The organism is Bacteroidales bacterium MB20-C3-3 (genome assembly GCA_035609245.1).
Lineage (GTDB): Bacteria > Bacteroidota > Bacteroidia > Bacteroidales > UBA932 > Bact-08.
The window spans coordinates 1314132-1338029 of record CP141202.1; the positions used below are offsets into that span (position 1 = coordinate 1314132).

The 23898-nt window shown below is 42.3% G+C and carries 19 protein-coding genes; 9 read left to right on the top strand and 10 right to left on the bottom strand.

The features are described 5' to 3' along the window. Positions 1-6 precede the first annotated feature (6 nt). From U5907_05915 to U5907_05935, 5 genes are read left to right on the top strand one after another with little or no spacing between them, the layout of a single operon-like run. Positions 7-885 carry a DUF1295 domain-containing protein gene (locus U5907_05915; protein WRQ32119.1) on the top strand — a complete coding sequence of 293 codons (879 nt, stop codon included), beginning with the start codon at positions 7-9 and terminating at the stop codon, positions 883-885. Then, entirely contained in the window at positions 886-1893 is a 1008-nt protein-coding gene (locus U5907_05920) for a hypothetical protein (protein ID WRQ32120.1), read from the top strand. 12 nt (positions 1894-1905) lie between these two features. Further along, complete coding sequence (locus U5907_05925; GenBank protein ID WRQ32121.1) at positions 1906-2907, top strand: hypothetical protein; 1002 nt, start codon at positions 1906-1908, stop codon at positions 2905-2907. 38 nt (positions 2908-2945) lie between these two features. After that, complete coding sequence (locus U5907_05930) at positions 2946-4118, top strand: DEAD/DEAH box helicase (GenBank protein WRQ32122.1); 1173 nt, start codon at positions 2946-2948, stop codon at positions 4116-4118. Between the two features lie 31 nt (positions 4119-4149). Continuing rightward, the gene (locus tag U5907_05935; protein ID WRQ32123.1) at positions 4150-4776 is read left to right on the top strand and encodes a hypothetical protein; all 627 of its coding nucleotides are present in this window, start codon (positions 4150-4152) and stop codon (positions 4774-4776) included. Here U5907_05935 and U5907_05940 read toward each other — a convergent pair. From U5907_05940 to U5907_05950, 3 genes are read right to left on the bottom strand one after another with little or no spacing between them, the layout of a single operon-like run. Beyond that, on the bottom strand, positions 4745-5545 hold the full coding sequence (locus tag U5907_05940; protein ID WRQ32124.1) for a gamma-glutamyl-gamma-aminobutyrate hydrolase family protein: 801 nt from the start codon (positions 5543-5545) through the stop codon (positions 4745-4747). The genes U5907_05935 and U5907_05940 overlap by 32 nt on opposite strands. A gap of 19 nt (positions 5546-5564) precedes the next feature. Next, positions 5565-7079, bottom strand: coding sequence for an AbgT family transporter (locus U5907_05945; GenBank protein WRQ32125.1), 1515 nt, complete (start codon positions 7077-7079; stop codon positions 5565-5567). A gap of 33 nt (positions 7080-7112) precedes the next feature. Continuing rightward, positions 7113-8633, bottom strand: a complete 1521-nt coding sequence (locus tag U5907_05950; GenBank protein WRQ32126.1) for a serine hydrolase domain-containing protein — start codon at positions 8631-8633, stop codon at positions 7113-7115. 58 nt (positions 8634-8691) lie between these two features. On the opposite strand from U5907_05950, the gene radA reads away from it, so the two are divergent. After that, positions 8692-10071, top strand: coding sequence for a DNA repair protein RadA (radA, locus tag U5907_05955; protein WRQ32127.1), 1380 nt, complete (start codon positions 8692-8694; stop codon positions 10069-10071). Between the two features lie 4 nt (positions 10072-10075). Here radA and U5907_05960 read toward each other — a convergent pair whose 3' ends face one another. The 6 genes from U5907_05960 to U5907_05985 all read right to left on the bottom strand — a co-directional run bounded on the left by U5907_05960 (position 10076) and on the right by U5907_05985 (position 19184). After that, complete coding sequence (locus U5907_05960) at positions 10076-11095, bottom strand: DMT family transporter (GenBank protein WRQ32128.1); 1020 nt, start codon at positions 11093-11095, stop codon at positions 10076-10078. A 35-nt stretch (positions 11096-11130) separates the two neighbouring features. Beyond that, entirely contained in the window at positions 11131-12408 is a 1278-nt protein-coding gene (locus U5907_05965; protein WRQ32129.1) for a TrpB-like pyridoxal phosphate-dependent enzyme, read from the bottom strand. A 189-nt stretch (positions 12409-12597) separates the two neighbouring features. Further along, positions 12598-13503: a peptide chain release factor N(5)-glutamine methyltransferase gene (gene prmC / locus U5907_05970; protein ID WRQ32130.1), complete on the bottom strand. Its 906-nt coding sequence runs from the start codon at positions 13501-13503 to the stop codon at positions 12598-12600. Between the two features lie 2 nt (positions 13504-13505). After that, complete coding sequence (locus tag U5907_05975) at positions 13506-15845, bottom strand: PQQ-binding-like beta-propeller repeat protein (GenBank protein ID WRQ32131.1); 2340 nt, start codon at positions 15843-15845, stop codon at positions 13506-13508. Continuing rightward, positions 15842-16819: a D-alanine--D-alanine ligase gene (locus tag U5907_05980; GenBank protein WRQ32132.1), complete on the bottom strand. Its 978-nt coding sequence runs from the start codon at positions 16817-16819 to the stop codon at positions 15842-15844. The genes U5907_05975 and U5907_05980 overlap by 4 nt, the downstream gene beginning before the upstream one ends. A gap of 13 nt (positions 16820-16832) precedes the next feature. Continuing rightward, positions 16833-19184, bottom strand: coding sequence for a transglycosylase domain-containing protein (locus tag U5907_05985; GenBank protein WRQ32133.1), 2352 nt, complete (start codon positions 19182-19184; stop codon positions 16833-16835). 110 nt (positions 19185-19294) lie between these two features. Between U5907_05985 and topA the strand changes: the two genes are divergently transcribed. Genes topA through U5907_06000 form a run of 3 tightly spaced genes read left to right on the top strand, consistent with a single transcriptional unit; the run spans position 19295 to position 23166 of the window. Next, positions 19295-21601, top strand: a complete 2307-nt coding sequence (topA, locus tag U5907_05990) for a type I DNA topoisomerase (GenBank protein ID WRQ32134.1) — start codon at positions 19295-19297, stop codon at positions 21599-21601. A gap of 16 nt (positions 21602-21617) precedes the next feature. Then, positions 21618-22619: a hypothetical protein gene (locus U5907_05995; GenBank protein WRQ32135.1), complete on the top strand. Its 1002-nt coding sequence runs from the start codon at positions 21618-21620 to the stop codon at positions 22617-22619. 49 nt (positions 22620-22668) lie between these two features. Continuing rightward, the gene (locus tag U5907_06000) at positions 22669-23166 is read left to right on the top strand and encodes an Lrp/AsnC ligand binding domain-containing protein (protein ID WRQ32136.1); all 498 of its coding nucleotides are present in this window, start codon (positions 22669-22671) and stop codon (positions 23164-23166) included. Here the strand turns inward: U5907_06000 and U5907_06005 are convergent. Then, the gene (locus U5907_06005; GenBank protein ID WRQ32137.1) at positions 23153-23827 is read right to left on the bottom strand and encodes a 2-C-methyl-D-erythritol 4-phosphate cytidylyltransferase; all 675 of its coding nucleotides are present in this window, start codon (positions 23825-23827) and stop codon (positions 23153-23155) included. The two genes, U5907_06000 and U5907_06005, sit on opposite strands and share 14 nt — an antisense overlap. Between the last annotated feature and the right edge of the window lie 71 nt (positions 23828-23898).

Consider the following 23898-nt stretch of genomic DNA (forward strand, 5'->3'; position numbering starts at 1 on the left):
TAATACATGGAAAATTTTCTAGTTGATTTCTTTTGGGGTAACAATAGTGTTGCCTCCCTGGCTTCTTTATGGATAGTAGTGATGCTCTCAGTTGCTGCTCTTTGCTTTGTAGTCTCTGAATTATCTCAAAATTACAGCCAGGTAGACAAATTATGGAGTTTAATGCCCCCAATCTACGGGATAATTACTCTTGCATTTTTCCCGGATTCCGGAAGAGTCCTTATTATGACAATTCTTGCAATAGCCTGGGGAGCCAGGTTAACCTGGAACTTTGCCAGAAAGGGAGGCTACAGCATTATCCCATGGCAGGGAGACGAAGACTACAGATGGGGAGTGCTGAGAGAAAAACCGCTACTAAAAGGGAGAGTAAGATTCAGCCTTTTTAATCTTCTATTTATATCCTTTTACCAGCAGCTCCTGATAATGCTATTCTCAACTCCGTTGCTTGTCGCTGCGTCATATCCGGACAAACCTCTTGGCTGGATTGATATATTGGCTGCCCTTCTGGTTATTGGATTCCTCACACTGGAGACTATCGCAGACAACCAGCTGTTCAATTTCCAAAAACAGAAAAAAGGCATCGCAGAAAAAGATGGTAAATTTGAAAAATCTCACAAATCGGGATTTATGCAAGATGGCCTTTTTTCAATTTCAAGGCACCCTAACTGGCTGGGAGAACAATCTGTATGGGTTTGTTTTTATATGTTTAGCATTTCGGCATCCGGTTTAATAATTAACTGGAGCATAGTAGGTGCTATTCTTCTTGTCCTGCTTTTCCAGGGGAGCGCATGGATTACTGAAGGTATAAGTAAGGGGAAATATCCAGATTACCATAATTACATAAAATCAGTACCAAAATTCCTCCCAAGGCTCTTTAGAATGTAGATGACAAAGGTTGCTTACAGAGTTATTATTCTTACTTTTTCCCTGCTGCTCCTTACACTTCCACAGGTTAGGGGTGAGCTTCGCAAGGGGGAGAGTGTACAGCCACATACAGACACTATCTTTGAGCTCTCCATTTTTGTCATACCCTCACACAGACCCCTGGACTGGACATCTCCATCTTCAATTCTGCGATCTACAGTAAATAGTTTTATGGAGGCCTCCTTTAGCAGAAAACTATATTCGATAGGCCATCTGTTCATAGAACTCAACAATCCGGAGGGGATCCCATTAATCAGAACATCTATTGCAAGCAAAGAGCCATCTGAACAGAGGGCTATGGTTCTTAAGGAGAAAATCGGTCTTGCTATGCTGGGGGCTCCTGTTAAGGGCAGGATGGAGAGCATGGAGGAGCTGGAGACAAAAATTAACCGATTCGCAAAAAAAAAGAAAATCTCTTTTATCTCATATAAAATTTTACCTGCTGCTGCAGAGAGAGTTATTAATTTTGTTAAAGCTTTCACATCAAGAGATTCAGCTGGTTTTAGCCAGTCCGACAGATACGGCGGGGCATTCTGGCCAAGATTCAAAGGAGAGGGGGCAGGATGCAGTGCCTTTGGAATGGCAGCATTGGAATTAACCGGTGCCAGGATAGATTACCCTGACTGGTATGTTAAGGTACAGGTTCCATATGATCTCGTGGGAGGCAAATATAATAATGGCAATAAAATCAGGCCAAGAGATATACTACAAAGAAAATACTGGTATAAGGGATCAGGCATTGAAAACGAGGACTATTATACACATTTCATATACGACCCCAGTTATATATACAACTGGATCTTGAATCAGCTTTCAGCAGACCATTTGCCGGAAGGATTTACCAAAAGCACAAAAACCTCCAAAAATGGCAGGGTGATTGAAGGGTTATCCTTTGACGCTACCAACATTAAAACTCCCTCCGAACCCATTTTTAAAGAGAGAGCCTACCCCTCCATCTTTGCACACTAAAATCCGGGCTTTATGAAAATAATATCTCTGAGAAGTACATGGGTGCTTTTGTCAGTCATTTGTTTTATAAGTGTTTCAGGAACAAGTATTAATAAAGTTCAGGATACATTAAAAGCAAATGAACTTATACTCTACACTGTTCCATCTTATATTCCGCTTGACTGGAGCTCCCCCTCCTCTTTGATGGAGACCTCAATAGATAGTTTTATATACTCCCGATTCTCAAAAAAATCGTATTCAATAGGGCATATGATTATTGTTCTTAACTCCCCTCTGGCAGACTCATCAGTTAAAATGGCTATGAGGTCAACATCAAACCGGGAAAAAATTAATCTGTTTATTAAAGATGGTGTTGGGATGGGTATCCTGGGTGCTCCTATGCAGGGAAGACTTGAAACCTCAGGGGAGATAGATGAATTCCTTTTATTGTATCAACAGAGAGAGAGCAGAAAGATCTCATTTTTGAGATATGTACTAAACGAAAAATCAACCTCACGAGTCATTGAGTTTTTAAATTTATATTCAGGAAAATCCAAAGAGGAGTACCAACCATACAAACTCTACGGAGGAGTCTTCTGGCCCCGGTATGAAAACGAGGGAGCAGGCTGCTCAGCCTTTGCCATAGCCACTCTTGAGGTAGCAGGAATCTCTGTTGATAATCCGGAGTGGTATATTTCAGTAAACATCCCGGGGGATATTGTAGGGGGTCCTTTTAACAACGGAAGAAGGGTAAAAGGCGTTGATATTGAATATGCTAAAGAGTGGCATAACGGTGATGGTATTCCTGAGAAAGATTTCTTTCCTTACAAAGTTTACGACCCCTCAAAAATCTACAATTGGATAAATACAATTTTCTCTAAAGGATCAGAAAAATACAAACCATATTCTATTGGAAGGATAAAAGGTTTGACATGTGATGCAAGGGAGATAATTCCGGATATGAATGAGCCGATCATTTTAAAAAGGGAGCAACCATCTTGTTTTGTGACTGTTTTAAAGGAGAGAGTCAAATAGTTGCATATTTACAATTTTATAGTACCTTTGCGCCCCTAATGACATTCGATAATCTTGAAATTATAGAGCCTCTATTGAGAGCTCTTAATCATGAGGGGTATTCTACCCCCACACCCATTCAGCAACAGGCTATTCCGGTAATTCTAAATAACCACGATGTACTAGGTTGCGCACAGACAGGCACCGGCAAGACGGCTGCATTCTCCATTCCTATTCTTCAGAATATTTACAAGGCTACAACAAAAGGCCAGAGAAGAGAGGTAAAAGCTCTTGTATTAACTCCAACCAGGGAACTCGCTGTTCAAATTGACGAAAGTTTTGCAGCATACGGAAGATACACAGATTTAAGACATACAGTAATATACGGAGGGGTTGGTCAAAGAACCCAGACAGATGCTCTCAGAAGAGGAGTAGATATTCTTGTTGCAACTCCGGGAAGGCTTCTGGATCTTATGAATCAGGGATATGTTGACCTTCGCAGGGTTGAGTTTTTTGTACTTGACGAGGCTGACAGAATGCTGGATATGGGATTCATTCACGATATCAGAAAGATTGTATCCAAAATTCCTCAAAAAAGGCAGACTCTCCTCTTTTCAGCAACTATGCCTGATGAAATTGCTCATCTGGCAGAGAGTATTCTCAGAGATCCGGTAAGAATTGAAGTTACACCTGCTGCATCCACAGTAGATACAATTGAACAATATCTCTATTACGCAGACAGAGAACATAAAATGCCTCTCCTGGTTGATCTTCTTAAGGATCAGAGTAAAGAGTCAGTGCTTATTTTCTCCAGAACTAAACACGGAGCAGACAAAATTGCCAAAAACCTTTTAAGAGAAGGTATCAGAAGCGACGCAATTCACGGCAATAAATCTCAAACTGCCAGACAAATTGCCCTAAAAAAATTCAAAGCAAAAAAAATCAGGGTACTTATTGCAACAGACATAGCATCCCGTGGAATTGATATTGATAATCTATCCCATGTAATTAACTATGACCTTCCCGAGGATCCGGAGAGTTATGTTCACAGAATTGGAAGAACAGGCCGTGCAGGCATGACCGGAATTGCACTCTCATTTTGTGATACAAAAGAGAGGACTCTTCTTAAAAGCATTCAGAAGCTGATTGGTAAAAAACTTAATATTCTGGAGCACGAACTAGCAATTTCTGAGGCTGTTCAAAAACCTGAACGCAGGAGCAGAAGAAGATAAACCCTATATTTGCAAATAAAATCTGCAAAATATGGCAAAGTACGGATGGTTCATCTGGGTATCATTAATTGCTGCAATAGCATCATTTCTGGCAATACCAGTTACAAGAGATCTTTTTGAGACAGCAACTGCTGCTCACCCTTACATAATGGGTTTTGTAAAATTTGCAATCCTCTCTATGATGGGTGAGTTTCTTGCCGTAAGGTTGGTTAAAGGAGAGTGGCAAGCTGTAAGAGGTATGTTTGCAAAAATGGTTGTCTGGGGTATCCTGGGGATGATGATAGTAGCGATGTTTGCTCTCTTCACCGCAGGTGTAACCGGGGCCACAGAGAGAGGTTTACTTTGGACCGGTGGCTCAAAACTTCTTTTCGCACTATATGTGTCATTCATAATGAACTATACATTTGGGGCAGTATTTATGGCCTCACACAGAATTACAGATTACATTATTGAAAACAGAGGCTCCGTTACTAATGCCGTTTCAAATATTGACTGGATCGGGTTTATAAAATTCGTAGTGGGCAAGACAATCCCATTATTCTGGGTGCCTGCCCACACGATTACATTTCTCCTTCCGGACCAGTACCGGGTGCTGTTTGCAGCCTCTCTCTCTATTGTCCTGGGTCTTATTTTGTCTTACGCGAAGCTCCGTAAATAGAGGCTTCGTCTACCAGATGTCTGAAGATTCCGATAAAAGAGTCATATCCGTTGGATGTAAACACCTCCGGGTGGAACTGAACTCCATAAACCTTAGAGCTTCCAATCTTCTCCATAGCCTCAATTACTCCATCCTTTGAAAGGGCCGTCACCTTAAATCCCGGCGCCACATCCTTTACAGCCTGATGGTGGAATGTATTAACAGCAATACTGTCAACTCCAATCTGTCTGTGCAGCAAAGAGCCCTTCTCAATCATTATTGAGTGGGTTCCGTACCATCCCGGAGTGCTCTGTCTGTGTTTTACGGAGTATCCCTTTAACTGTGATGGCAGATCCTGGTATAGTGTACCCCCAAAAGCGACATTGAGCAGCTGATGCCCTCTGCAAATTCCCAGCAGAGGCAATCCCTTTTCAACAGCAAGTCTTATCAGGGCAATATCAAAATCATCTCTCTTTGGAGCTATTTCACCCATAGCCGAGATGGGCTCTTCGCCAAACCATTTAAGAGGATCTATATCCTCTCCTCCTGTCATAATCACTGCATCCACCCTCTCCAGCATAGAGGATAGAAGCTCAATGTCTGATGTAAGAGGGAGCACGACTGGAACACCTCCGGCTCTTATAACAGAGTTAACATAGGTAATTGGAACCTGTGTTGATGTACCCTCTCCCCAGGTTGAGGAGATGCCAATAACCGGTTTTTTTGCATCCTGAGCTGAGAGGCTCAGGGAGAGAAGAGCAAATAAAACAATAGCGAATAATTTTTTCATTATAGTATCAGTTTAATATTTAAGGCATATGTACAGGCCCGTCAAAGCCGACAGGTATTCCCAGGAGAAGCCATATTGTAATCATCACCGCCCACACTATCAGGAAGATTACTGTATACGGAATCATTAAAGAGATAATTGTTCCTATTCCATTCTTCTCATCATATTTCTGTGCGTAGGTTACAATTAAAGCAAAATAGCTCATCATTGGTGTTATAACATTTGTAACAGAATCTCCTATTCTGAAGGCAGCCTGGGTTAGTCCGGGGTGGTAACCCAGAAGCATAAACATAGGGATAAATACCGGCGCCATAATAGCCCACTTTGCTGATGCACTTCCCATAAACATATTAAGGAATGCTGCCAGAATTACAAAGGCAATAATTAGCGGAATCCCTGTAAATCCAATATTTTTCAAGAATTCTGCTCCATCAATAGCTACAACAAGTCCCAGATTTGAGTAGTTAAACCAGTAGATAAACTGGGCAGCAAAAAATACAAGGACAATGTATCCCCCAAGCCCCTTCATAGAGTGGGTCATGTGTTTGATAACATCCTTATCACTCTTTATTGTACCCACTATTATTCCGTAAATCATCCCCGGCACAAAGAACAGAAGCAGAAGACCCACAACAATTCCTGAGAAAAATGGTGAACGCAGGATCCCTCCTGTTTCAGGATCCCTCAGCAGCCCATTTTCCGGAATTATAGTCCAGGCCATTGCAGCCATAAAAATTAGTGTACCCCATCCGGCCCATTTAAGCCCCTTCTTCTCTTTTGATGTTATCTGCTCTATCTCCAAAGGCTTTTCAGTGCCATGATATGTCCCCAGCCTTGGTTCTACAATCTTTTCGGTAATCCAGGTTCCCACGAATACAACCATTATTGCACTGGCTACCATAAAGAAATAGTTTACCATTGGATTAATATTCATCTCCGGATCAATAATGTTTGCTGCAGAGGTTGAGAGTCCTGCCAGGATAGGGTCTACTGACCCAATCAGGAAGTTGGAGCCGAACCCTGCGCTTACACCCGCAAAGGCAGCGGCAAAACCTGCCATAGGATGCCTCCCTAGTGCATGGAATATCATTGCACCTAATGGGATAAGAATGACATATCCCACCTCTGATGCAAGGTGAGAGAAGATCCCTGCTACAATTATTGATGCAGTAATAAGTTTTTTTGGGGCTCCTAAAACAAGCTGTCTTACCAGTACGGTAAAGAGGCCGGAACCCTCAGCAACCCCAATACCAATCATAATTACAAGCACAAGGCCAAGGGGTGGAAATTCCACAAAATTGTGCTCAACATTTGTGTAGATCCATCTGATTCCATCTGCATCCAAAAGGTTTCTAACCTTAATAATCTCGCCTGTTGCAGGATGAAGTGCCTGCAATCCGGCAGCAGAGGCCCACCAGGAGAGTAGTGCAACCAGGGCTGCCATCATAAAAAAGAGAGTGGCGGGGTGTGGCAATCTGTTTCCCACCACTTCAATAGTATCCAGTACTCTTGCAAAACGGCTCTTTTTAGTCATTTTGTAGTTGTGTTGTTAGTTTATAATTTATTTTTAGTTCTGAATTTTTAACCAAGGTCCAAAGTTCTCGTCTCCTCCAAAATCAATATCCAAAGATGGCCTGTCACCAAAAATGAATTTAACCCTGAAACCGTGTCCATCACTACGGAAAGTAAACTCATTCCCATCTCTGTGAACAAGTTTATTCCTCCAGCCTTTAGGGCCTACGGTGATATAAGCCTCTCCTTCCTCTATATCAACTATAGCTCTTCCAAAAAGTTCACCCTTATCATACACTCCGGCAATCTGATCCAGTGATGGTGCGGCCCTCTTTTCAGAGGGTGTATCCCTCTTCATTGCCTTTTCTCTGCTCTCCTTAGAGCTCTTTATCCACTCAGCCAGATAATCAGCACTATAATCCCTCAGAACCTCCTCTCCCCTGTACATATCAATAAGCCTCCTCATCAGAGAGTATCTGAGATTTGCAGGAGCATCCGAATTTACCAGAAAAACCATTCCCAGATTCATCTCAGGCACAAAAGCAACGAGAGTTGTAAATCCCCATGTGGTTCCTGTATGAAACCACAGTCTGTATTTACTGTTTTGTTCAACAAACCAGCAATGAGCATAAAGCGTTGTTCTGGCAGAATCCTGGGACGTAATGGTCTGTCCCCTGTGAAGATAGTCCATTCCCCTCTTTGTTATAATCTCCTTTCCGCCGGCCTTGCCCTTATCCAGATGGAAACGGACATATTTAAGCATATCCGGCACAGTTGAATTTACCGAACCTGCAGGGCCGACTACAGTAAGCCAGTGCAGAGCCTGCTCCTCACCCAGCAGAGGGGAGTGGTAGATAGAATCTCTCCAGCCGTAGTCGTTGGGTACTGCCGCGTAGGGCGATGCTGCAAAGGGCTCTCCGTTTGCTGATGTATTGTACATCCCAAGAGGGTCAAGTATCACATCTTTTAAGTTATCCTCCCAGCTCTTTCCTGAAAGTTTCTCAATTATTTTCTGAGCTATAATAAAAGTTATATTATTATACTCGTATGATCCCCTAAAACTGTATCCCGGTTTTAGAAGATGCATCATTTTGTATACATCATCCCTTGAGTAGCCTAGATTTGGAATATAAGTTCCCTGCTGACCCTTAATCCCCATCCTGTGGGTCATAATATCTTTTACCTGGAGATTCTCCTCAATCCAGTTATCGTATAAATCCAGGTCCGGAAGTATCCTCTTTACTGTATCATCCCATTTAACCTTACCCTCATCAACCAGCCTGGCCATTAGTGTGGCTGTAAAAGATTTTGAAACAGATCCAATCTGAAAAAGTGTTGTTTCATTTACAGGAGTTCCATCGGGTCTGGCCTCTCCAAATCCCTCAAGGAAGACAACCTCTCCATCTTTAATTACTCCGGCAGCTATTCCGGGAATTTTCCACTCATTTTTAACCTTGAGGATATAATCTCTGTAGTTGTTAAAATCTACTGTGCCTTTGTTCTGAGCATAAACAGCTGCAGAACATAATGATGCAAGTATCAGCAGGGCTGATGCTAAGGTGTGGGTTAGTTTCATTGTAAAAGTCATTTCAGACAAAGATAATTATATTTGTAAAGTAATAAATGATATAAGAATGGCTAAGGTGAAAAAGGCGTGGTTCTGTACTTCGTGCGGGAACGAGAGTGCTAAATGGATGGGAAAGTGCCCTGCCTGCGGTGAGTGGAATACAATGCAGGAGGAGATTGTTTCAAAAGAGGGGAGCTCAGCTGTGCCTTTTGGCAGAGGAGGATCAAGAGACAACGGACACGCTCCTCGTCCTGAGCCCCTCTCTGCTGTCTCTTCATCTGAAGAGCAGAGGGTTTTGCTTGGTATTTCTGAGATGGACAGAATTCTTGGAGGTGGTCTTGTAAAGGGCTCTATGGTATTGATTGGTGGAGAGCCCGGAATAGGAAAATCTACCCTTTCTCTTCAGATTCCTCTTCACTGCCCTCAGATCAAGACTCTTTATGTATCGGGAGAGGAGAGCACCAGACAAATTAAACTCAGAGCACAAAGACTTGGAGGAGATGATTCAAACACACTGATACTTAGCGAGACTCTTATAGAGAATATTCTTATCCAGGCAAAAGAGCAGACTCCCTCATTAATGGTCATAGACTCTATCCAGACCATGTACTCAGAGGCGCTTGAAAGCTCCCCCGGAACTGTTTCTCAGGTGAGAGAGTGTGCAGCAATGCTTTTAAGATTTGCAAAAGAGACAGGAACACCTGTGCTGATAATCGGTCATATAACTAAAGACGGGAGTATAGCCGGGCCCAAAGTTCTTGAGCACATTGTAGATGTTGTACTTCAGTTTGAAGGAGATACAAGACACTCTTACAGAATACTCAGAAGTATAAAAAACCGGTTTGGTTCCACTGCTGAACTGGCAATTTTTGAGATGGTGGCAACAGGGCTCAGAGAGGTCTCTAATCCATCTGAAATGCTGATTCCCATGCACGGAGAGGATCTATCCGGTATAGCCGTTGCAGCTATGCTTGACGGCACCAGACCCTTCCTTATTGAAACTCAGGCCCTGGTGAGTACTGCCGCATATGGCACACCACAAAGATCTGCAACCGGTTTTGACTCCAGGAGAACAAATATGCTCCTTGCCGTACTGGAGAAGAGAGCCGGTTTTAAACTTGCAGCTAAGGATGTTTTTCTTAATATGGCAGGAGGGCTGAGGGTAACAGATCCAGCTTGCGATCTTGCTGTTGTTTGCGCAATCCTCTCATCAAATTTTGATTACGCCATACCGTCAGGATATTGTTTTGCAGCCGAGGTTGGACTCAGCGGAGAGATAAGACCGGTAAGTCAGGTTGACAGGCGGATAGCAGAGGCCGAGAAGCTCGGCTTTAAAAAAATATTTGTCTCCGCATTCAGCAAACACCCTAAGGATAATAAGCAAAGAATTAAGATTGTTGAAATTAAAGATATACCTGAACTTGTAAGGGAGCTCTTTAAAGGGTAGCATCCTACATAAAAAAGAGAGAAACTCCCACAACACTCAGTACTGCACCCAAAGTCTCTACCCAGGTCACCTTTTTCTTGTAAATCAGCACATAAGGGAGCAGGATTATTATTGGGGTTGTGGCCATAATTGTTGAGGCTACAGCTGTGTTGGCATTCTGAACAGCCAGCAGGGAGAGGGAGACCCCGATAAAAGGGCCAAAAATTGAACCCATAAATGTAGCTCCCATAGCCTTTTTATCCCTCACACCCTCTTTAAGAAATTTCATTCTGCCCGTCAGAACAATAATCAGGGCAAAGCCGATTGCACCACTTATAATCCTCATATGCGTAGCTGCAAAGGGAATGTATGAGGCCACCTCTGTACCCTCTGCCGATAGCGCGTAATGGTTCATACCAACTTTGCTCAATACAATCCCGAATCCCTGACCCAGTGCAGCTCCAATCCCAAGAAGGACTCCCTTCATAGGGAGATGCAACTCTACATCAGGAAGGATTTTTTTGACAAAACTACGCTTCTCTTTTTCACAACTTGTTACTACAGCCATATGGCTTGTTCCGGCAATTGCAGTAGCTTCGCCATTTTTGGGAGCACTCCTTTTTAATATTGATATTCCGATACCAAACATTGTTACAGCCATTCCCAGAAATCCCATAGGAGAGAGCTTTTCTCCCAGTAATATCCAACCGAAAAGAGCAGCAAAAGGTGGGGCAAGAGTCATAAGAAGCTGAGAGAATCTTGCTGTAATAATTGTATATGAATAAAAGAGACAGAGGTCTCCAAAAACAAAACCCACCAGTCCGGAGAGAGACATCCACAGCCAGGTCTTTCCATCTGCCTCAGCAGGGAGAAATGATCCTGTTGTAAAAAATAACATTATCCCCAGCAGGAAAAATGCAAACAGAAGCCTGAGCAGATTAACTGACAGAGATCCAATTCTTTTTCCGGCAAATTCAAAAAAGAGAGCGGTAAATGTCCATGAGACAGCTACCGCTATTGATATAATTTCCCCAAAGTATTGCATAAATTAATTTTTGAGGTCCAAATGTAAGAATATGTTCAGAATTCCGGTAAAAAATCCTCATATGCAGCCAAATCAAGAAGGCCGTGTCCTGAGAGATTAAAAAGGATAACTTCACTCTTGCCGGATTCTCTGGCCTTCAAAGCCTCTCTTACAACTGCTGCAATGGCATGAGTGCTCTCAGGTGCCGGAATAATCCCCTCACTTCTGGCAAACATCAAACCGGATTTAAATGCCTCTGACTGCTCTATTGCAACACTATCAAGCAACCCATCAAGTTTAAGCCTGCTCACTATTCTGCCACCTCCGTGGTACCTGAGCCCTGCAGCGTGAATCTGTTCAGGAGAGAATTCGTGACCAAGAGTGAACATTGGTATCAGCGGAGTCATCCCCGCACTATCTCCAAAATCATATTCAAATTTTCCGGTTGTAAGTTTTGGACAGGCAGAGGGTTCAGCAGCAATGGCCTTTACTCCGTTACGGATAAATGGAAATGCTATTCCTGCAAAATTTGAGCCCCCTCCAAAACAGGCAATAACCTTATCAGGACGCTCTCCTGCCATCTCCATCTGCTTCTCGGCCTCTAAGCCTATTATTGACTGGTGAAGAAGAACATGATCAAGAACACTCCCCAGCGAATATCTTGTATCCGGATTTGTAACAGCCATCTCAACCGCTTCAGAGATTGCAATTCCCAGACTGCCTCTCTCATTTGGAGATGATGATAGAAGTTTACGCCCGTACATTGTCAAATTTGATGGAGATGGGTGAACAGATGCACCAAACGAGTTCATAAATATCTTTCTGTATGGCTTTGCGTCATAGCTCTGCCTTACCATAAAAACATCCAGCTCCATACCAAAGTGCTTACAGGCAATACTCATAGCACTACCCCACTGTCCTGCTCCTGTCTCTGTAGTTATTCTTTTAATCCCCTGAATTTTGTTGTAATAGGCTTGAGCTATAGCTGTGTTAAATTTATGAGATCCCACAGGACTTACGCTCTCATTTTTAAAGAATATTTTTGCAGGTGTGTCAAGTACCTTCTCCAGTTCATAAGCCCTTACAAGAGGTGTGGGTCTGTACATTTTATACATATCCCTTACCTCATCCGGAATCTCAATCCACCTTTCGTTTGAGAACTCCTGTTTTACAAGTTCTTTAGCAAATAGTGGCTCCATCTCCTCCGGCTTAAGAGGATTTCTGGTTGCCGGATTTAACATTGGATCAGGCAAATTTTTCATATCTGCCTTAATGTTGTACCACATTCTGGGTACCTCCTTCTCGTCAAGCAAGAATCGTTTTTTGTTTGTCATAATGTTAATAATTAAAAATAAAAAAAAGGCCCGGAGCGTGAGCTCCGGACCTTTGTATATTGGTAATAGGTTAAACCCTTATCAAAATATTACGGCATAATGAAGTGCTCACAAATCAAATTTGACTTGTGCCACCACCATGACTGAATATTTGATATAACTGCTTTCATTCTGTTTGTTGAGGCAAATCTAAAAAGAATCTCTGAAAATACAATGGAGCATCCTATCTTTTCCGTTAATATCTTTCCTTAACTCCACTTCACAATAATCCATCTCCATAAATAGTTCTGCAGTCTCCAATGCCTTTGCCTCATTAAGTTCAAGGTAAATTTCACCACCATTCTTTAATAGAGCTCTGCCCCAGTTTGCAATAGATTTATAAAAAAGAAGAGGATCATAATCAGGCACAAATAGAGCGCTATATGGCTCATAATCAAGAACATTACTTCTCATCAAAACCTTTTCGGACTCAAGAACATAAGGGGGATTGCTCACAATAATATCAAGAGTCCCACCCCCTATAATATACTGACTAAGAGGTCCTGTTAAAAGATCACATTTAAATATTACAGGGTTTTTTACGGCTGACCTGGTTTTTATTTCATCACTGCAAATCCTTTTTGAGTTTTCTGAAGCAACCTCCAAAGCCACATCTGAGATATCAAACATAAAGATCTCTGATCCCGGCATTTCACAAGCAAGTGTTATACCAATACAACCGGAACCTGTAGCAGCATCCAGAATTTTAAGGCCTGCTCCACCCTGTTTTTCGCTTGAAATCCACGATACCAGCTCCTCCGTCTCAGGTCTGGGAATTAGCACCCCCTCTTTAACAATAAAATCTCTGCTGAAAAACTCCTGAAAACCCAGAACATATTGGAGTGGCCTGCCTCTTTTAAGCTCCTCTGCCATAATATTTAGTTTAGGTAAGAATACCTCTCCAATTTCCATCTCAGGATCGGTCAGATGGGCATAAGGTGGTAAAGAGCAAACATGGTTTATCAGGTTTACAGAAATGGCTTTTGCCTCATTAGCCCCGTACATAGCCTCAAGAGAGGAGATTAGAGTCTGAACAAAATTCCTGTATGTTACCATAGTCAAAGTTTCAGCGCCCAGATATTACCGGCAAAATCAGCAATATAAAGTACACCACTCTCTATTACAGGGGAGGCGAGATTAGGAGAGCCCGTGTTAAATCTCCACTTAAAAACACCTGTCTCTGCATTAACACAGTAAACATATCCGTCATTCGCTCCAAAGTAGACATCGCCTGCATAAAGCAAGGGGCTGCTCTCAACTGTAAGCTGGAAGTCCTTTGTATATGGAGCTGTGTAAATCAATGCAGGATTTGTTCTGAAATTCCACATCTCTCTGTAGTCCTCCCTTCTGTTGAAAGCCACAACTCCTTTGTCAGTAGTTCCTACAATGTAGTATTTATCTGTAACAAGAGGCTTTGAGTAGCTGTTAACTGTGTAAGAGATATGTCTTTTCACCCTCTCTTCTCCGCTGAGAGGATCTACTTCTGTTATATAATTTGGTGATGTATAGAAGAATGAGCCTCCAAAGGCAACAGGAGAGTTATCGGCAATTCTGGTATCGTTATCTCTCTTCTCCCACAAGAGCTTTCCATCCTCTGAGCTATGTGCAAACCTGCCTGTCCAGTAAGCCGATGTCAGAAGAACGCCTGAACCTGGTTCAACTACAGGCGATGCTACAGTTGTAACTCCCCCTCTCCAGGAGTTGTTTACCCAAAGGATCTTTCCATCTTTAGCCCTCATTGCAGTAAGGAAATCCCCCTGACCGGCATAAACAACATCATTATACACAACTACTCCCTGGTTATATGACGGGTGAATAGCCCCCCGCCTAAGCTCCCTGCTCCATTTTAGCGAACCTTTTGATACATCTGCAGCATAAACCTTACCCTCTACATCCGCAGCATAAAGCATTCCGTTCCAGTACTCCATCCTGTTCTTAACAGAGTTATCTACCGGTATTTTCCAGGCTATCTTTCCGCTGCTCTTTTCGAAAGCAACAATCGCGGATTTTTTTGCTGACTCATCATCAGCAGTTGCAGTTATTACATATTTGTCTGTTAAAACGGGGGTTACCATATGGATAGCTCCCCCTGCTGATGCTCTCCAGGATACGACCGGAGCTGAATAAATATCAGCCGGTTTTACGATAACACTCCCGTCAGAAAATTCAGCCTTTATTTTTACGGCATCAGCTGAGTTCAAATCTTTTACTGCAGATGAAGGGAATGAGACACTCCATGTGAAGTCAGACTCTTTTGTCATTTTGTACTCCTTTTTCCCAGCTACAGCGTTCGCAACTGTAACGTTAGAAGGGGTATCATAAATGGTTGCTACTACCTTTATCTCTTTACGCTCCCTCCCAAACAGTGATCTTGAACCTGTCTCATCTTCATATCCTGTTGCCCTTACATGTTTATCCAGCGGAGAGTAGATTAATTTTGTTTCAACCTCTCCAGCGGAATTAAAGTTTATAACTCTGAATGATGATGGTGAATGGTTAATTCCCCCTTTGTTTGGAGACATCGATGAGATAGTTGTTACGCCACCCCTGGATGTCTTGTGGAACATATTAGTATGATAATGAGCATATAAATATGCTTTAAGGTTGTATGCCTTAAGATCCAGTTCAAATCCTGTTGTTTTAAGAACAAAATCAGATTCAAATCCTACAAGGTGGTGGTTAAAGATTATAACGGGTGTCCCCGGCTTAATTGCCTCAAGGTCATTTTTAAGCCATGTGTATACATCTTCTGATGTATATCCTGGCTTTCTGTCTCCCTGTAATACGGGAAGATTTACAAAGTGTACGCCATTAATATTAAATGAGTACCACACAGGACCAAAGAGCTCTTCGTAGAGAGCCTCACCGGAAGGGCCGTCAACAAGATCGTGGTTTCCAAGGGTGTATACCGTACGAACCCCCAGCTTTGACTCATTTAGCTCTTTTGCGTGAAAACGCATCCCCTTTTCATAACATATGTCACCGTTTAAAAGCACAAAGGCAGGCTTGGTATTATTCACATAACTCTTGAAGAGTGTTACCCAGTCCTTGTAGACACTAGCCTCTGTATCTCCGGTATGGATAAAAAACCCGGGATAGTTATCCCTTCTAACAAGTTTAAAAGTATAGCTTTCTGATGAGGGGTCCAGCCTGTGGTAAAACCCTCCTTCATGATCAAAACCATCAGGAGTTGAGACAAATATAAATTTTGCAGCGGGACTGGTATTAAAAAAGAAGGTCCCGGCTGAATCACTTTTAACTACTGAATAGCCATCTGAGACCACAACATCCTTTATGCCTGCACCTTTTACATCCTCTACCCGTCCTGATACCCAGTGAGCCATGGCAGTATGGGAGATGGCAAGCAAGAATGCAGCGACAGATAATAAAATTCTCATTTCAGTGAAGAGTAAATTAGTTTTGTTATGAAATCTTTAATTGACATCCCTGCAGATCTGACCTGCTGAGGAACAAGGCTCATCTCGGTCATTCCAGGGACAGTATTAATTTCAAGGAAGAAAATATCCTCTTCCCTGACTATATAATCAACCCTCACAACCCCACGACAGCCCAGATATCTGTATATCTCGTGAGTCGTTTTCTGTATCTTTTCTGACAGTTTATCAGGAATAACGGCAGGACATATCTCCCTGGATGCTCCAAGATACTTTGCCTCATAGTCAAAAAACTCGTTGTCAGGGATAATCTCTGTAACCGGCAATTTTACAAGCTCTCCATCAGACTCAAAAACACCATTTGTCATCTCTCTCCCCTTAATATACTCCTCTGCAAGGATTGAATCGGCCTCAGCAAAGGCAGCCTCAAGTGCCCCTTTCAGCTCCTCCCTGCTCTTTACTTTTGTCACCCCGAAGCTGCTACCCCCTACATTTGGTTTCACAAAAAGAGGAAGGCCAAGTTTTGAAATTATCCTCTCCTCATCAGGAGTCTCCCTTCTGTGAAGGAGAATCTCCTTTGCAAGGGCAATTCCGGTATCTCTCAGGAAACATTTGCATGCATATTTATCAAATGTTATTGCGGAGACTGTAGATGGGCATGTGGTATATCTCATCCCTATCATCTCAAAATATGCCTGGAGTAAACCATTCTCGCCAGGAGTACCATGTATCATAATCAAGGCTGTGTCAAACTTCACCTTTTGCCCATCCATCATAAATGAAAAATCTGCCTTGTCAATGTCGCAAATGACATCACTCTCCGCAACAACTCTCCACTCACTCCCTGATAAATGTACCTCGTGGACATCAAAAAGATCTCTGTCTATATGAGATAAAACATGCTTGCCGCTTTTTACAGAGACCTCAGCCTCAGAAGAGTCTCCCCCATAAACGAGAGCTATACTCAATTTTTTCATTAGGAATAATCAATTAATTGAAAAATGGGTCATTCGCCGTTGATGTCCCTTCAAGTTCGTCGTCCGATCCACTGCAGTTAAGAATGGCTGAAAATCCTGCCGGCGCAAGGAATGTGTCATATTCAGTTATGCCGAGAGTTCCGTCGGCAAGCACCTTTTGCATAAATATCCCCCAGATAGGAAGAGCCATATTAGATCCACCTCCAAGGGCAAGACCCTCAAAATGGACCTGTCTGTCCTCTCCACCTACCCAAACTCCCGCTGTAAGCTTTGGAACATAACCAATAAACCATCCGTCTGACTGATCATTGGTTGTTCCGGTCTTCCCGGCAATGGGACCTCTTGGAACATATTTATATCTTAACCTGGCAGCTGTTCCCTCATTTACAACCCCCTGCATCAGATTGACCATAAGGTAAGCAGTTGACTCACTTATAGCCTCCCTCTTTCTGCCGGTGAAATTACCAAGTACATTGCCGGCTTTATCCTCAATCCTCAGAACAAATGTCGGCTCAACATGAACCCCTCTGCTTGGATATGTGTTGTACGCCCCAACCATCTCATAAAGTGTAATATCTGCAGGTCCCAGACATAATGAAACTACCGGATCCAGGAATGTTTTAACCCCAAGTCTTCTTGCCATATCAACCAAAGCATATGGTCCAAACTGCTTCATAAGATAGGCCGATATATTATTGGAGCTTTTTGTAAGTCCCCATTTAAGCGTAACATGTTTGCCAATCCATTCAGGTTTATCAGTACTCTCAGGTGTCCAGGTAGTATCCCCCACAATAAATGTCTGGGGAACATTCACAACCTTATCGCAAGGTGTGTATCCCTCCTGCATGGCAAGAGTATAGAGGAACGGTTTGATTGTAGAGCCAACCTGTCTCTTTGCCTGTCTGGCATTGTCATACTTGAAATATCTGTAATTGGGACCTCCAACATAAGCCCTCACAAATCCTGTCTGTGGCTCCATAGCCATAAATGATGCCCTGAGAAATGACTTGTAATATCTGATTGAATCATTTGGAGTCATGGTTGTGTCAATGTGCCCTCTTCCATTCCATGTGAAGACCGTCATCCTTGAAGGCTTATCAAAAGTTGCCTCAATCTCCCTGTCAGAGAGCCCCTCCTGTTTTAGCATTCTCCACCTGTCACTCCATCTCCTGGCCTGCTTCATTATATTATCTGTAACAGCCTTAGGCTCTCCGTTTGAGAAGGGCCTGTTACTCTTCCATCTTAACTCTCTGTTAAATGCCGGCTGAAGATCCTTTCCCAAATGCTCTGCAATTGCCTCCTCGGCATATTGCTGCATTCTTGCATTAATAGTCGTATAAATCTTCAGACCATCCTTGTCCAGGTTGTATTTTGTACCATCAGGCTTAAGATTTTTATTAAGCCATCCATAAAGCGGGTCACTTCTCCAGAGAGTAGAATCAGCAGCAAAGTCCTCCCTGTGACGATAGTCAGATCTCACCGGCTCTTTTGCATTCATCACCCTCCTTAACATATCTCTGAAATAGGGGGCGAGTCCTGAATTGTGATCCTGCTGAGAATATGCAAGCTTCACCGGAATTTGGGAAACAGAATCATAAACATCCCTCTCAATATAACCATACTTCCTCATCTGATTAAGAACATGGTTCCTCCTCTGGAGAGAGAGCTCCGGATTTATAACAGGATTAAACCTTGTAGGTTTATTAACCATTCCCACCAAAATTGCAGCCTCCTCAATTGTGAGTTCAGATGGGTGCTTTGCAAAGAAGGTATTTGATGCTGCCCTTATTCCGTATGCATTACTGCCAAAGAAGACAGCATTCATATACATACTCAGAATCTCATTTTTTGTATAGTTTCTCTCAAGCTTAACAGCAGTAATCCACTCCCTGAACTTATTAACTCCAAGAACAACATATCTCGCCCCGGGAATATTGCTTCTTACAGTATCCCTTGGAAACAGGGTCTTTGCAAGTTGCTGGGTTAATGTACTGCCACCGCCGCCGGATCTGGTCTGACCAAGAATAATTGATTTAACAGCCACCCTTGCAAGACTTTTAAAGTCTATGCCGCTGTGATTCATAAATCTTGCATCCTCCGTTGCAATTACTGCAGCAACAAGATTGGGCGATAATTCGTCATAGGTTACATAAGATCTGTTCTCTATATGAAATGTTGTAAGAATCTCACCCTCTTCAGATATTATTTCAGTTGCCAGATTGCTCTTAGGGTCCTCAAGCTCACTGAATGAAGGTATATCCGCAAATATGCCCACCAGAAGCAAGACAAACAGCAGAAGAAGAAATGGCCCGAAAACTATGATTCTGAACCACTTCAGAAATTTTTGCCTCTTTTTTATCTCCATATTTTCTCCCCAATAAATGGTATCGTGAAGGGCAAAATTAGGAATAAAAATTTTGATTATACCTTATTTTATACCTTACTTTGCAACCATCACGGTTTATAACAGACGATATGGGAGAGAATTTAGTAATTGTCGAGTCTCCTGCAAAAGCAAAGACTATCGGCAAGTTTCTGGGGGAAGGATTCACGGTAAAATCGAGCTTTGGACACATAAGAGATCTCGCATCCAACACCTTAAGCGTTGATCTGGAAAATGGCTATGAGCCAAACTATGTGATCTCTGACGATAAAAAGAAGGTTGTTTCTGAGTTAAAGGCAATAGCAAAAAAGGCTTCTGTTATTTGGCTCGCGTCCGATGAGGACCGCGAGGGAGAGGCTATAGCATGGCACCTCAGTGAAGCATTAAAACTAGACCCCGCTAAGACAAAAAGGATTGTTTTTCACGAAATCACAAAAGATGCGATTGAAAATGCAGTAAAAAATCCGAGAGATATTGATATGAATCTGGTTATGGCCCAGCAGGCAAGAAGAGTGCTGGATCGCATAGTCGGATTTCAGCTCTCTCCTCTGCTATGGAAGAAGGTCAGACCAAAATTATCTGCCGGAAGAGTTCAGTCAGTAGCTGTCAGACTTGTTGTTGAGCGCGAACGGGAAATTCTTGCATTTATACCAAAATCTCAGTTTAAGATTGAGGGAATATTCACTCCCGGTGATTCTAAAACTTCAGTTAAAGTTAAAGCAGAAATCCCCGAGAAGTTTGAAAGCGAAAAAGAGGCTCTCTCTATTCTGCAATCCTGTCTGAATGCAGATTTCAGAATAATTTCAATAGAGGAGAAAGAGGCTAAACGGAGTCCATCTCCTCCATTCACAACATCTACGCTGCAGCAGGAGGCCTCCAGAAAACTGGGATTTTCGCTTAATCAGACAATGAGGGTTGCCCAGTCTCTTTACGAATCGGGCTACATTACATACATGCGTACGGACTCCGTAAACCTGTCAAAACTGGCACTTGGTGCAGCTAAACAGGTTATAACTGATATCTACGGAAAGGAGTATTCAAAAACAAGGCAATTTTCCACAAAGAGCAAAGGGGCACAGGAGGCTCACGAGGCAATAAGGCCAACATACATGAGTAATGTTGAAATTGACGCCACCCCTCAGGAGAAGAAACTTTATAATCTTATTTGGAAAAGGACAGTCGCATCACAGATGGCAGATGCCTCAATTTTAAGAACAGAGATTCTAATAGGTGCGGATGCTCTTTCTCATCGTTTTGCAGCTACAGCAGACAGAATTAAATTTGACGGGTTTCTGAAAGTTTATACTGAATCATCTGATGATGATCAGGACGAGTCTGACTCACCTCTGAATCTCCCTGAGCTTAAAGAGGGGCAGAGAATGTCCAGAATTAAGGTTACGGCTTCAGAGAAATTTACACAAAAACCCCCAAGGTATTCAGAGGCAAGTCTTGTAAAAAAACTTGAGGAGCTTGGAATAGGCAGACCATCGACATATGCTCCAACAATCTCCACAATTGTACAGAGAGGATATGTAACCAAGGACAACAGACCTGGTTTTGAGAGAAGCTGCAAACTCTTTACTCTTGAAAAGGAGACCATTAAAGAGAGCAGCAATATTGAAAAGTGGGGAGCAGAGAAGGGTAGACTTTTTCCTGAAGACATTGGAATGCTTGTTAACGATTTCCTCCTGGACAACTTTGAAAGTGTTATAGATTACGGATTCACTGCAAAAGTTGAAGAGCAGTTTGACATTGTTGCTCAAGGGAAGCTTCTGTGGAATAAACTTATTGATGATTTTTACCTTCCTTTCAGTAAAAAGGTTAATGAAACTCTCCTTGAGTCAAGGCCAAAGAATGCCGAGAGGGAGCTGGGCCAGGACCCTGCCTCCGGGAAAAAGGTTATTGTAAGGCTGGGGAGGTTTGGTCCCCTTGCACAAATAGGTGACAGCGAAGATCCGGAGAAGAGGTTTGTATCTCTTGCAAAAGGGCAGCTTCTGGAGACAATCACACTTGAAGAGGCTCTGAAACTCTTTGCTCTTCCAAGGGTGGTAGGTCAATATAAAAACAAAGAGATAATTGCATCTTCCGGAAGATTTGGCCCATATCTTAAATTTGACGGAAAATTTATCTCAATGGGTAAAGATCACAGCCCATACACTGTAGATATTGAGACAGCGGTATCAATTATTGAGGAGAATAGCAAGAAAGAGGAGCAAAAACTCATCAAATCCTTTTCAGATGAGGGTATTGAGATTCTTAACGGAAGATTTGGACCTTATATCAAGAGAGGAAAAAACAACTACAAAATACCAAAAGGAAAAGATCCTGTTTCACTGGAGCTGGAAGAAATTTTAAAGATAATTGAAACTACCCCGGAAAAGTCTCCAAAAAAGCGATAATTCGTAATACTAAAATATGAAAGCGAATAATTCGAGTTTTGAAGCTATTCCTGTAGCAGCTCTAAGTGAGCTGACATCAGGAAGTGCTCTTGCAGTTATTATAAATACTACAGGAGAGAGTAATATATTCAAGGCCCTTAGTCAATTATACTGCCACTCATCCTACAAGGTATACTACCTTGAGCCCGGAGTCAGCCAGTTAAGAAAGACTCTTGAATTTTGCGAAGAGTTAAAGATCAGATCAGTAGTACTATGCGGTGAGGAACTTCCCGCAACAAACACATTCATTCCTGACAGAAATTACTCAGCTACACTTGTCTCAGCCGGCAGTGAATTCAACAATACAGATATCCTGACTCATATTATCAGCGACAAAAACGCCCACTCATTTTCTCATGTTGGTTATCAATTATATCGCTATAATCCATTTAAACTAAGTGAAATAAGAGGTCGCTTTTTTGAAGAGATGCGTCTTGGATCTCTCAGGGGAGCGGTAAATAATGCCGAGCCTCTGATGAGAAACTCCACCCATTTTTTTGTAGATATGCGGAGTATCAGACAGGCAGACTTTCCTGACAACAGCAATCAGCTCCCAAACGGGTTGTACGGAGAGGAGATGTGCCAGCTGGCCAGATACATGGGTATGGGACAAAGGTTCGTATCGCTGTTCCTTTTTGGATACCTTTCAAAGAGTAAGTTCAGCTCTACTAGTACACAGCTCACCGCCGAGGTGCTTTGGCACCTGTTTGAGGCAATGGCAGCAAGCATCTCAGAAGATCCCGGCATAACAGCACCAGAGGAAATATTTAATAAGAAAATTGTAAGTATGGGGCAGGAGGGGCAAGAAATAGTTTTTATTTCAAGTCCAACAACCGGAAGATGGTGGATGGTAGTTCCTGATGTAAAAAACAATATAAATCAATTTATTGCGTGCTCGTATTCTGATTATTTGACAGCATATTCAGGTGAGATTCCATTAAGATGGCTTTTCTTTTATCAAAAAATTAATCCATCTTAATTATAATTTATTATTATATTTGTATGTTTAGATAACAAATTTAACTTATATGCCTAAATATCAAATTGATCAAATTGATCAGAAAATCCTCTCTTTTCTTGTAAAAAATGCAAGAATGCCATTCCTTGAGATAGCACGGGAGTGTGGTGTCTCAGGCGCAGCAATCCACCAGCGGGTAAAAAAGATGGAGAACCTTGGAATTATTACTGGTTCCAGGCTTTTGGTCAAACCGCAAACTCTGGGCCTCAATGTGTGTGCATTTGTTGGTGTTAGTCTGGCTCAGGCAAACCACTATCCACAGGTAATTGAAGCTCTAAAGAACATCTCTGAAGTCGTAGAGTGTCACTTTGTAACAGGTAAGCACGCCCTGATGCTTAAAATTTATTGTCAGAATCACGACCACCTTATGGAGATTCTGATTAACACTATTCAAAACATCCCATCTGTTGAGCAGACAGAGACATTTATCTCTCTTGATCAGGCTATCGAAAGACAAGTATGGGTTAAGGATTTCCCTCAGAAAGGGAGTTCTCTCAAAAAGAAGTAAGAATTGCATTAGCCAGGATCATATCCTCAGGCTTAGTAATCTTTATATTTGCCGTCAACCCCGCGGCAAATTTTATTTTCACACCTATACTCTCAACAACTGATGCATCATCGGTAAATTCCGGTGTGTATGCTTGTTCGTATGATTTCAACAAATACTCAGACCAGAAGAGCTGGGGTGTTTGAACAGCAATAAATCTCTCCCTGTCAACCGGTTTACTTACATCACCATCTACCATTCTCAAGGAATCCGTTACTTTAATAACAGGAATTACAGCTCCGTGATCTTCTGCCTCTGTATACAACTCTTCAATAAATTCTGTTGAAGCGAATGGCCTCACTCCATCATGAACAGCAACCAGAGAATCTGGCTCAATATATTTCAATGCATTTTTTACTGAATGGAATCTGGTAATTCCTCCGCTTACGAGTGTGTGGCTGACGGCAAAACGATACTCTTTACAAATGGCTTTCCAATCCTCTCTTAATCCGGATGGGACCACAATTATGATCTCCGGTCTCTCTTTTAAATTAAGAAACTTCTCAACTGTATGGAGCAGTACAGGCCTCTCTCCCAGCATCATAAACTGTTTTGCAACATCTCCGCCCATCCGGGTTCCTGAACCGCCTGCAACTATTATTGCGTATCTTTTTTTGCCCATTTTTTACTTTCTGTTATATATGCAAAATTAAACATTAATTGCCCTTTTTTTCCTACTTTTGTATCTATTTA

Excerpts from the sequence above, each read along its gene's own strand:
- U5907_05930 (WRQ32122.1), top strand. The coding sequence starts at position 2,946 with ATGACATTCGATAATCTTGAAATTATAGAGCCTCTATTGAGAGCTCTT.
- topA (WRQ32134.1), top strand. The coding sequence starts at position 19,295 with ATGGGAGAGAATTTAGTAATTGTCGAGTCTCCTGCAAAAGCAAAGACT.
- U5907_05945 (WRQ32125.1), bottom strand. The coding sequence starts at position 7,079 with ATGACTAAAAAGAGCCGTTTTGCAAGAGTACTGGATACTATTGAAGTG.
- U5907_05920 (WRQ32120.1), top strand. The coding sequence starts at position 886 with ATGACAAAGGTTGCTTACAGAGTTATTATTCTTACTTTTTCCCTGCTG.
- U5907_05965 (WRQ32129.1), bottom strand. The coding sequence starts at position 12,408 with ATGACAAACAAAAAACGATTCTTGCTTGACGAGAAGGAGGTACCCAGA.
- U5907_05935 (WRQ32123.1), top strand. The coding sequence starts at position 4,150 with ATGGCAAAGTACGGATGGTTCATCTGGGTATCATTAATTGCTGCAATA.
- U5907_05995 (WRQ32135.1), top strand. The coding sequence starts at position 21,618 with ATGAAAGCGAATAATTCGAGTTTTGAAGCTATTCCTGTAGCAGCTCTA.
- U5907_06000 (WRQ32136.1), top strand. The coding sequence starts at position 22,669 with ATGCCTAAATATCAAATTGATCAAATTGATCAGAAAATCCTCTCTTTT.
- U5907_05980 (WRQ32132.1), bottom strand. The coding sequence starts at position 16,819 with ATGAAAAAATTGAGTATAGCTCTCGTTTATGGGGGAGACTCTTCTGAG.
- U5907_05975 (WRQ32131.1), bottom strand. The coding sequence starts at position 15,845 with ATGAGAATTTTATTATCTGTCGCTGCATTCTTGCTTGCCATCTCCCAT.
- U5907_05950 (WRQ32126.1), bottom strand. The coding sequence starts at position 8,633 with ATGAAACTAACCCACACCTTAGCATCAGCCCTGCTGATACTTGCATCA.
- prmC (WRQ32130.1), bottom strand. The coding sequence starts at position 13,503 with ATGGTAACATACAGGAATTTTGTTCAGACTCTAATCTCCTCTCTTGAG.
- U5907_05940 (WRQ32124.1), bottom strand. The coding sequence starts at position 5,545 with ATGAAAAAATTATTCGCTATTGTTTTATTTGCTCTTCTCTCCCTGAGC.
- U5907_05915 (WRQ32119.1), top strand. The coding sequence starts at position 7 with ATGGAAAATTTTCTAGTTGATTTCTTTTGGGGTAACAATAGTGTTGCC.
- U5907_06005 (WRQ32137.1), bottom strand. The coding sequence starts at position 23,827 with ATGGGCAAAAAAAGATACGCAATAATAGTTGCAGGCGGTTCAGGAACC.
- U5907_05925 (WRQ32121.1), top strand. The coding sequence starts at position 1,906 with ATGAAAATAATATCTCTGAGAAGTACATGGGTGCTTTTGTCAGTCATT.
- U5907_05985 (WRQ32133.1), bottom strand. The coding sequence starts at position 19,184 with ATGGAGATAAAAAAGAGGCAAAAATTTCTGAAGTGGTTCAGAATCATA.
- radA (WRQ32127.1), top strand. The coding sequence starts at position 8,692 with ATGGCTAAGGTGAAAAAGGCGTGGTTCTGTACTTCGTGCGGGAACGAG.
- U5907_05960 (WRQ32128.1), bottom strand. The coding sequence starts at position 11,095 with ATGCAATACTTTGGGGAAATTATATCAATAGCGGTAGCTGTCTCATGG.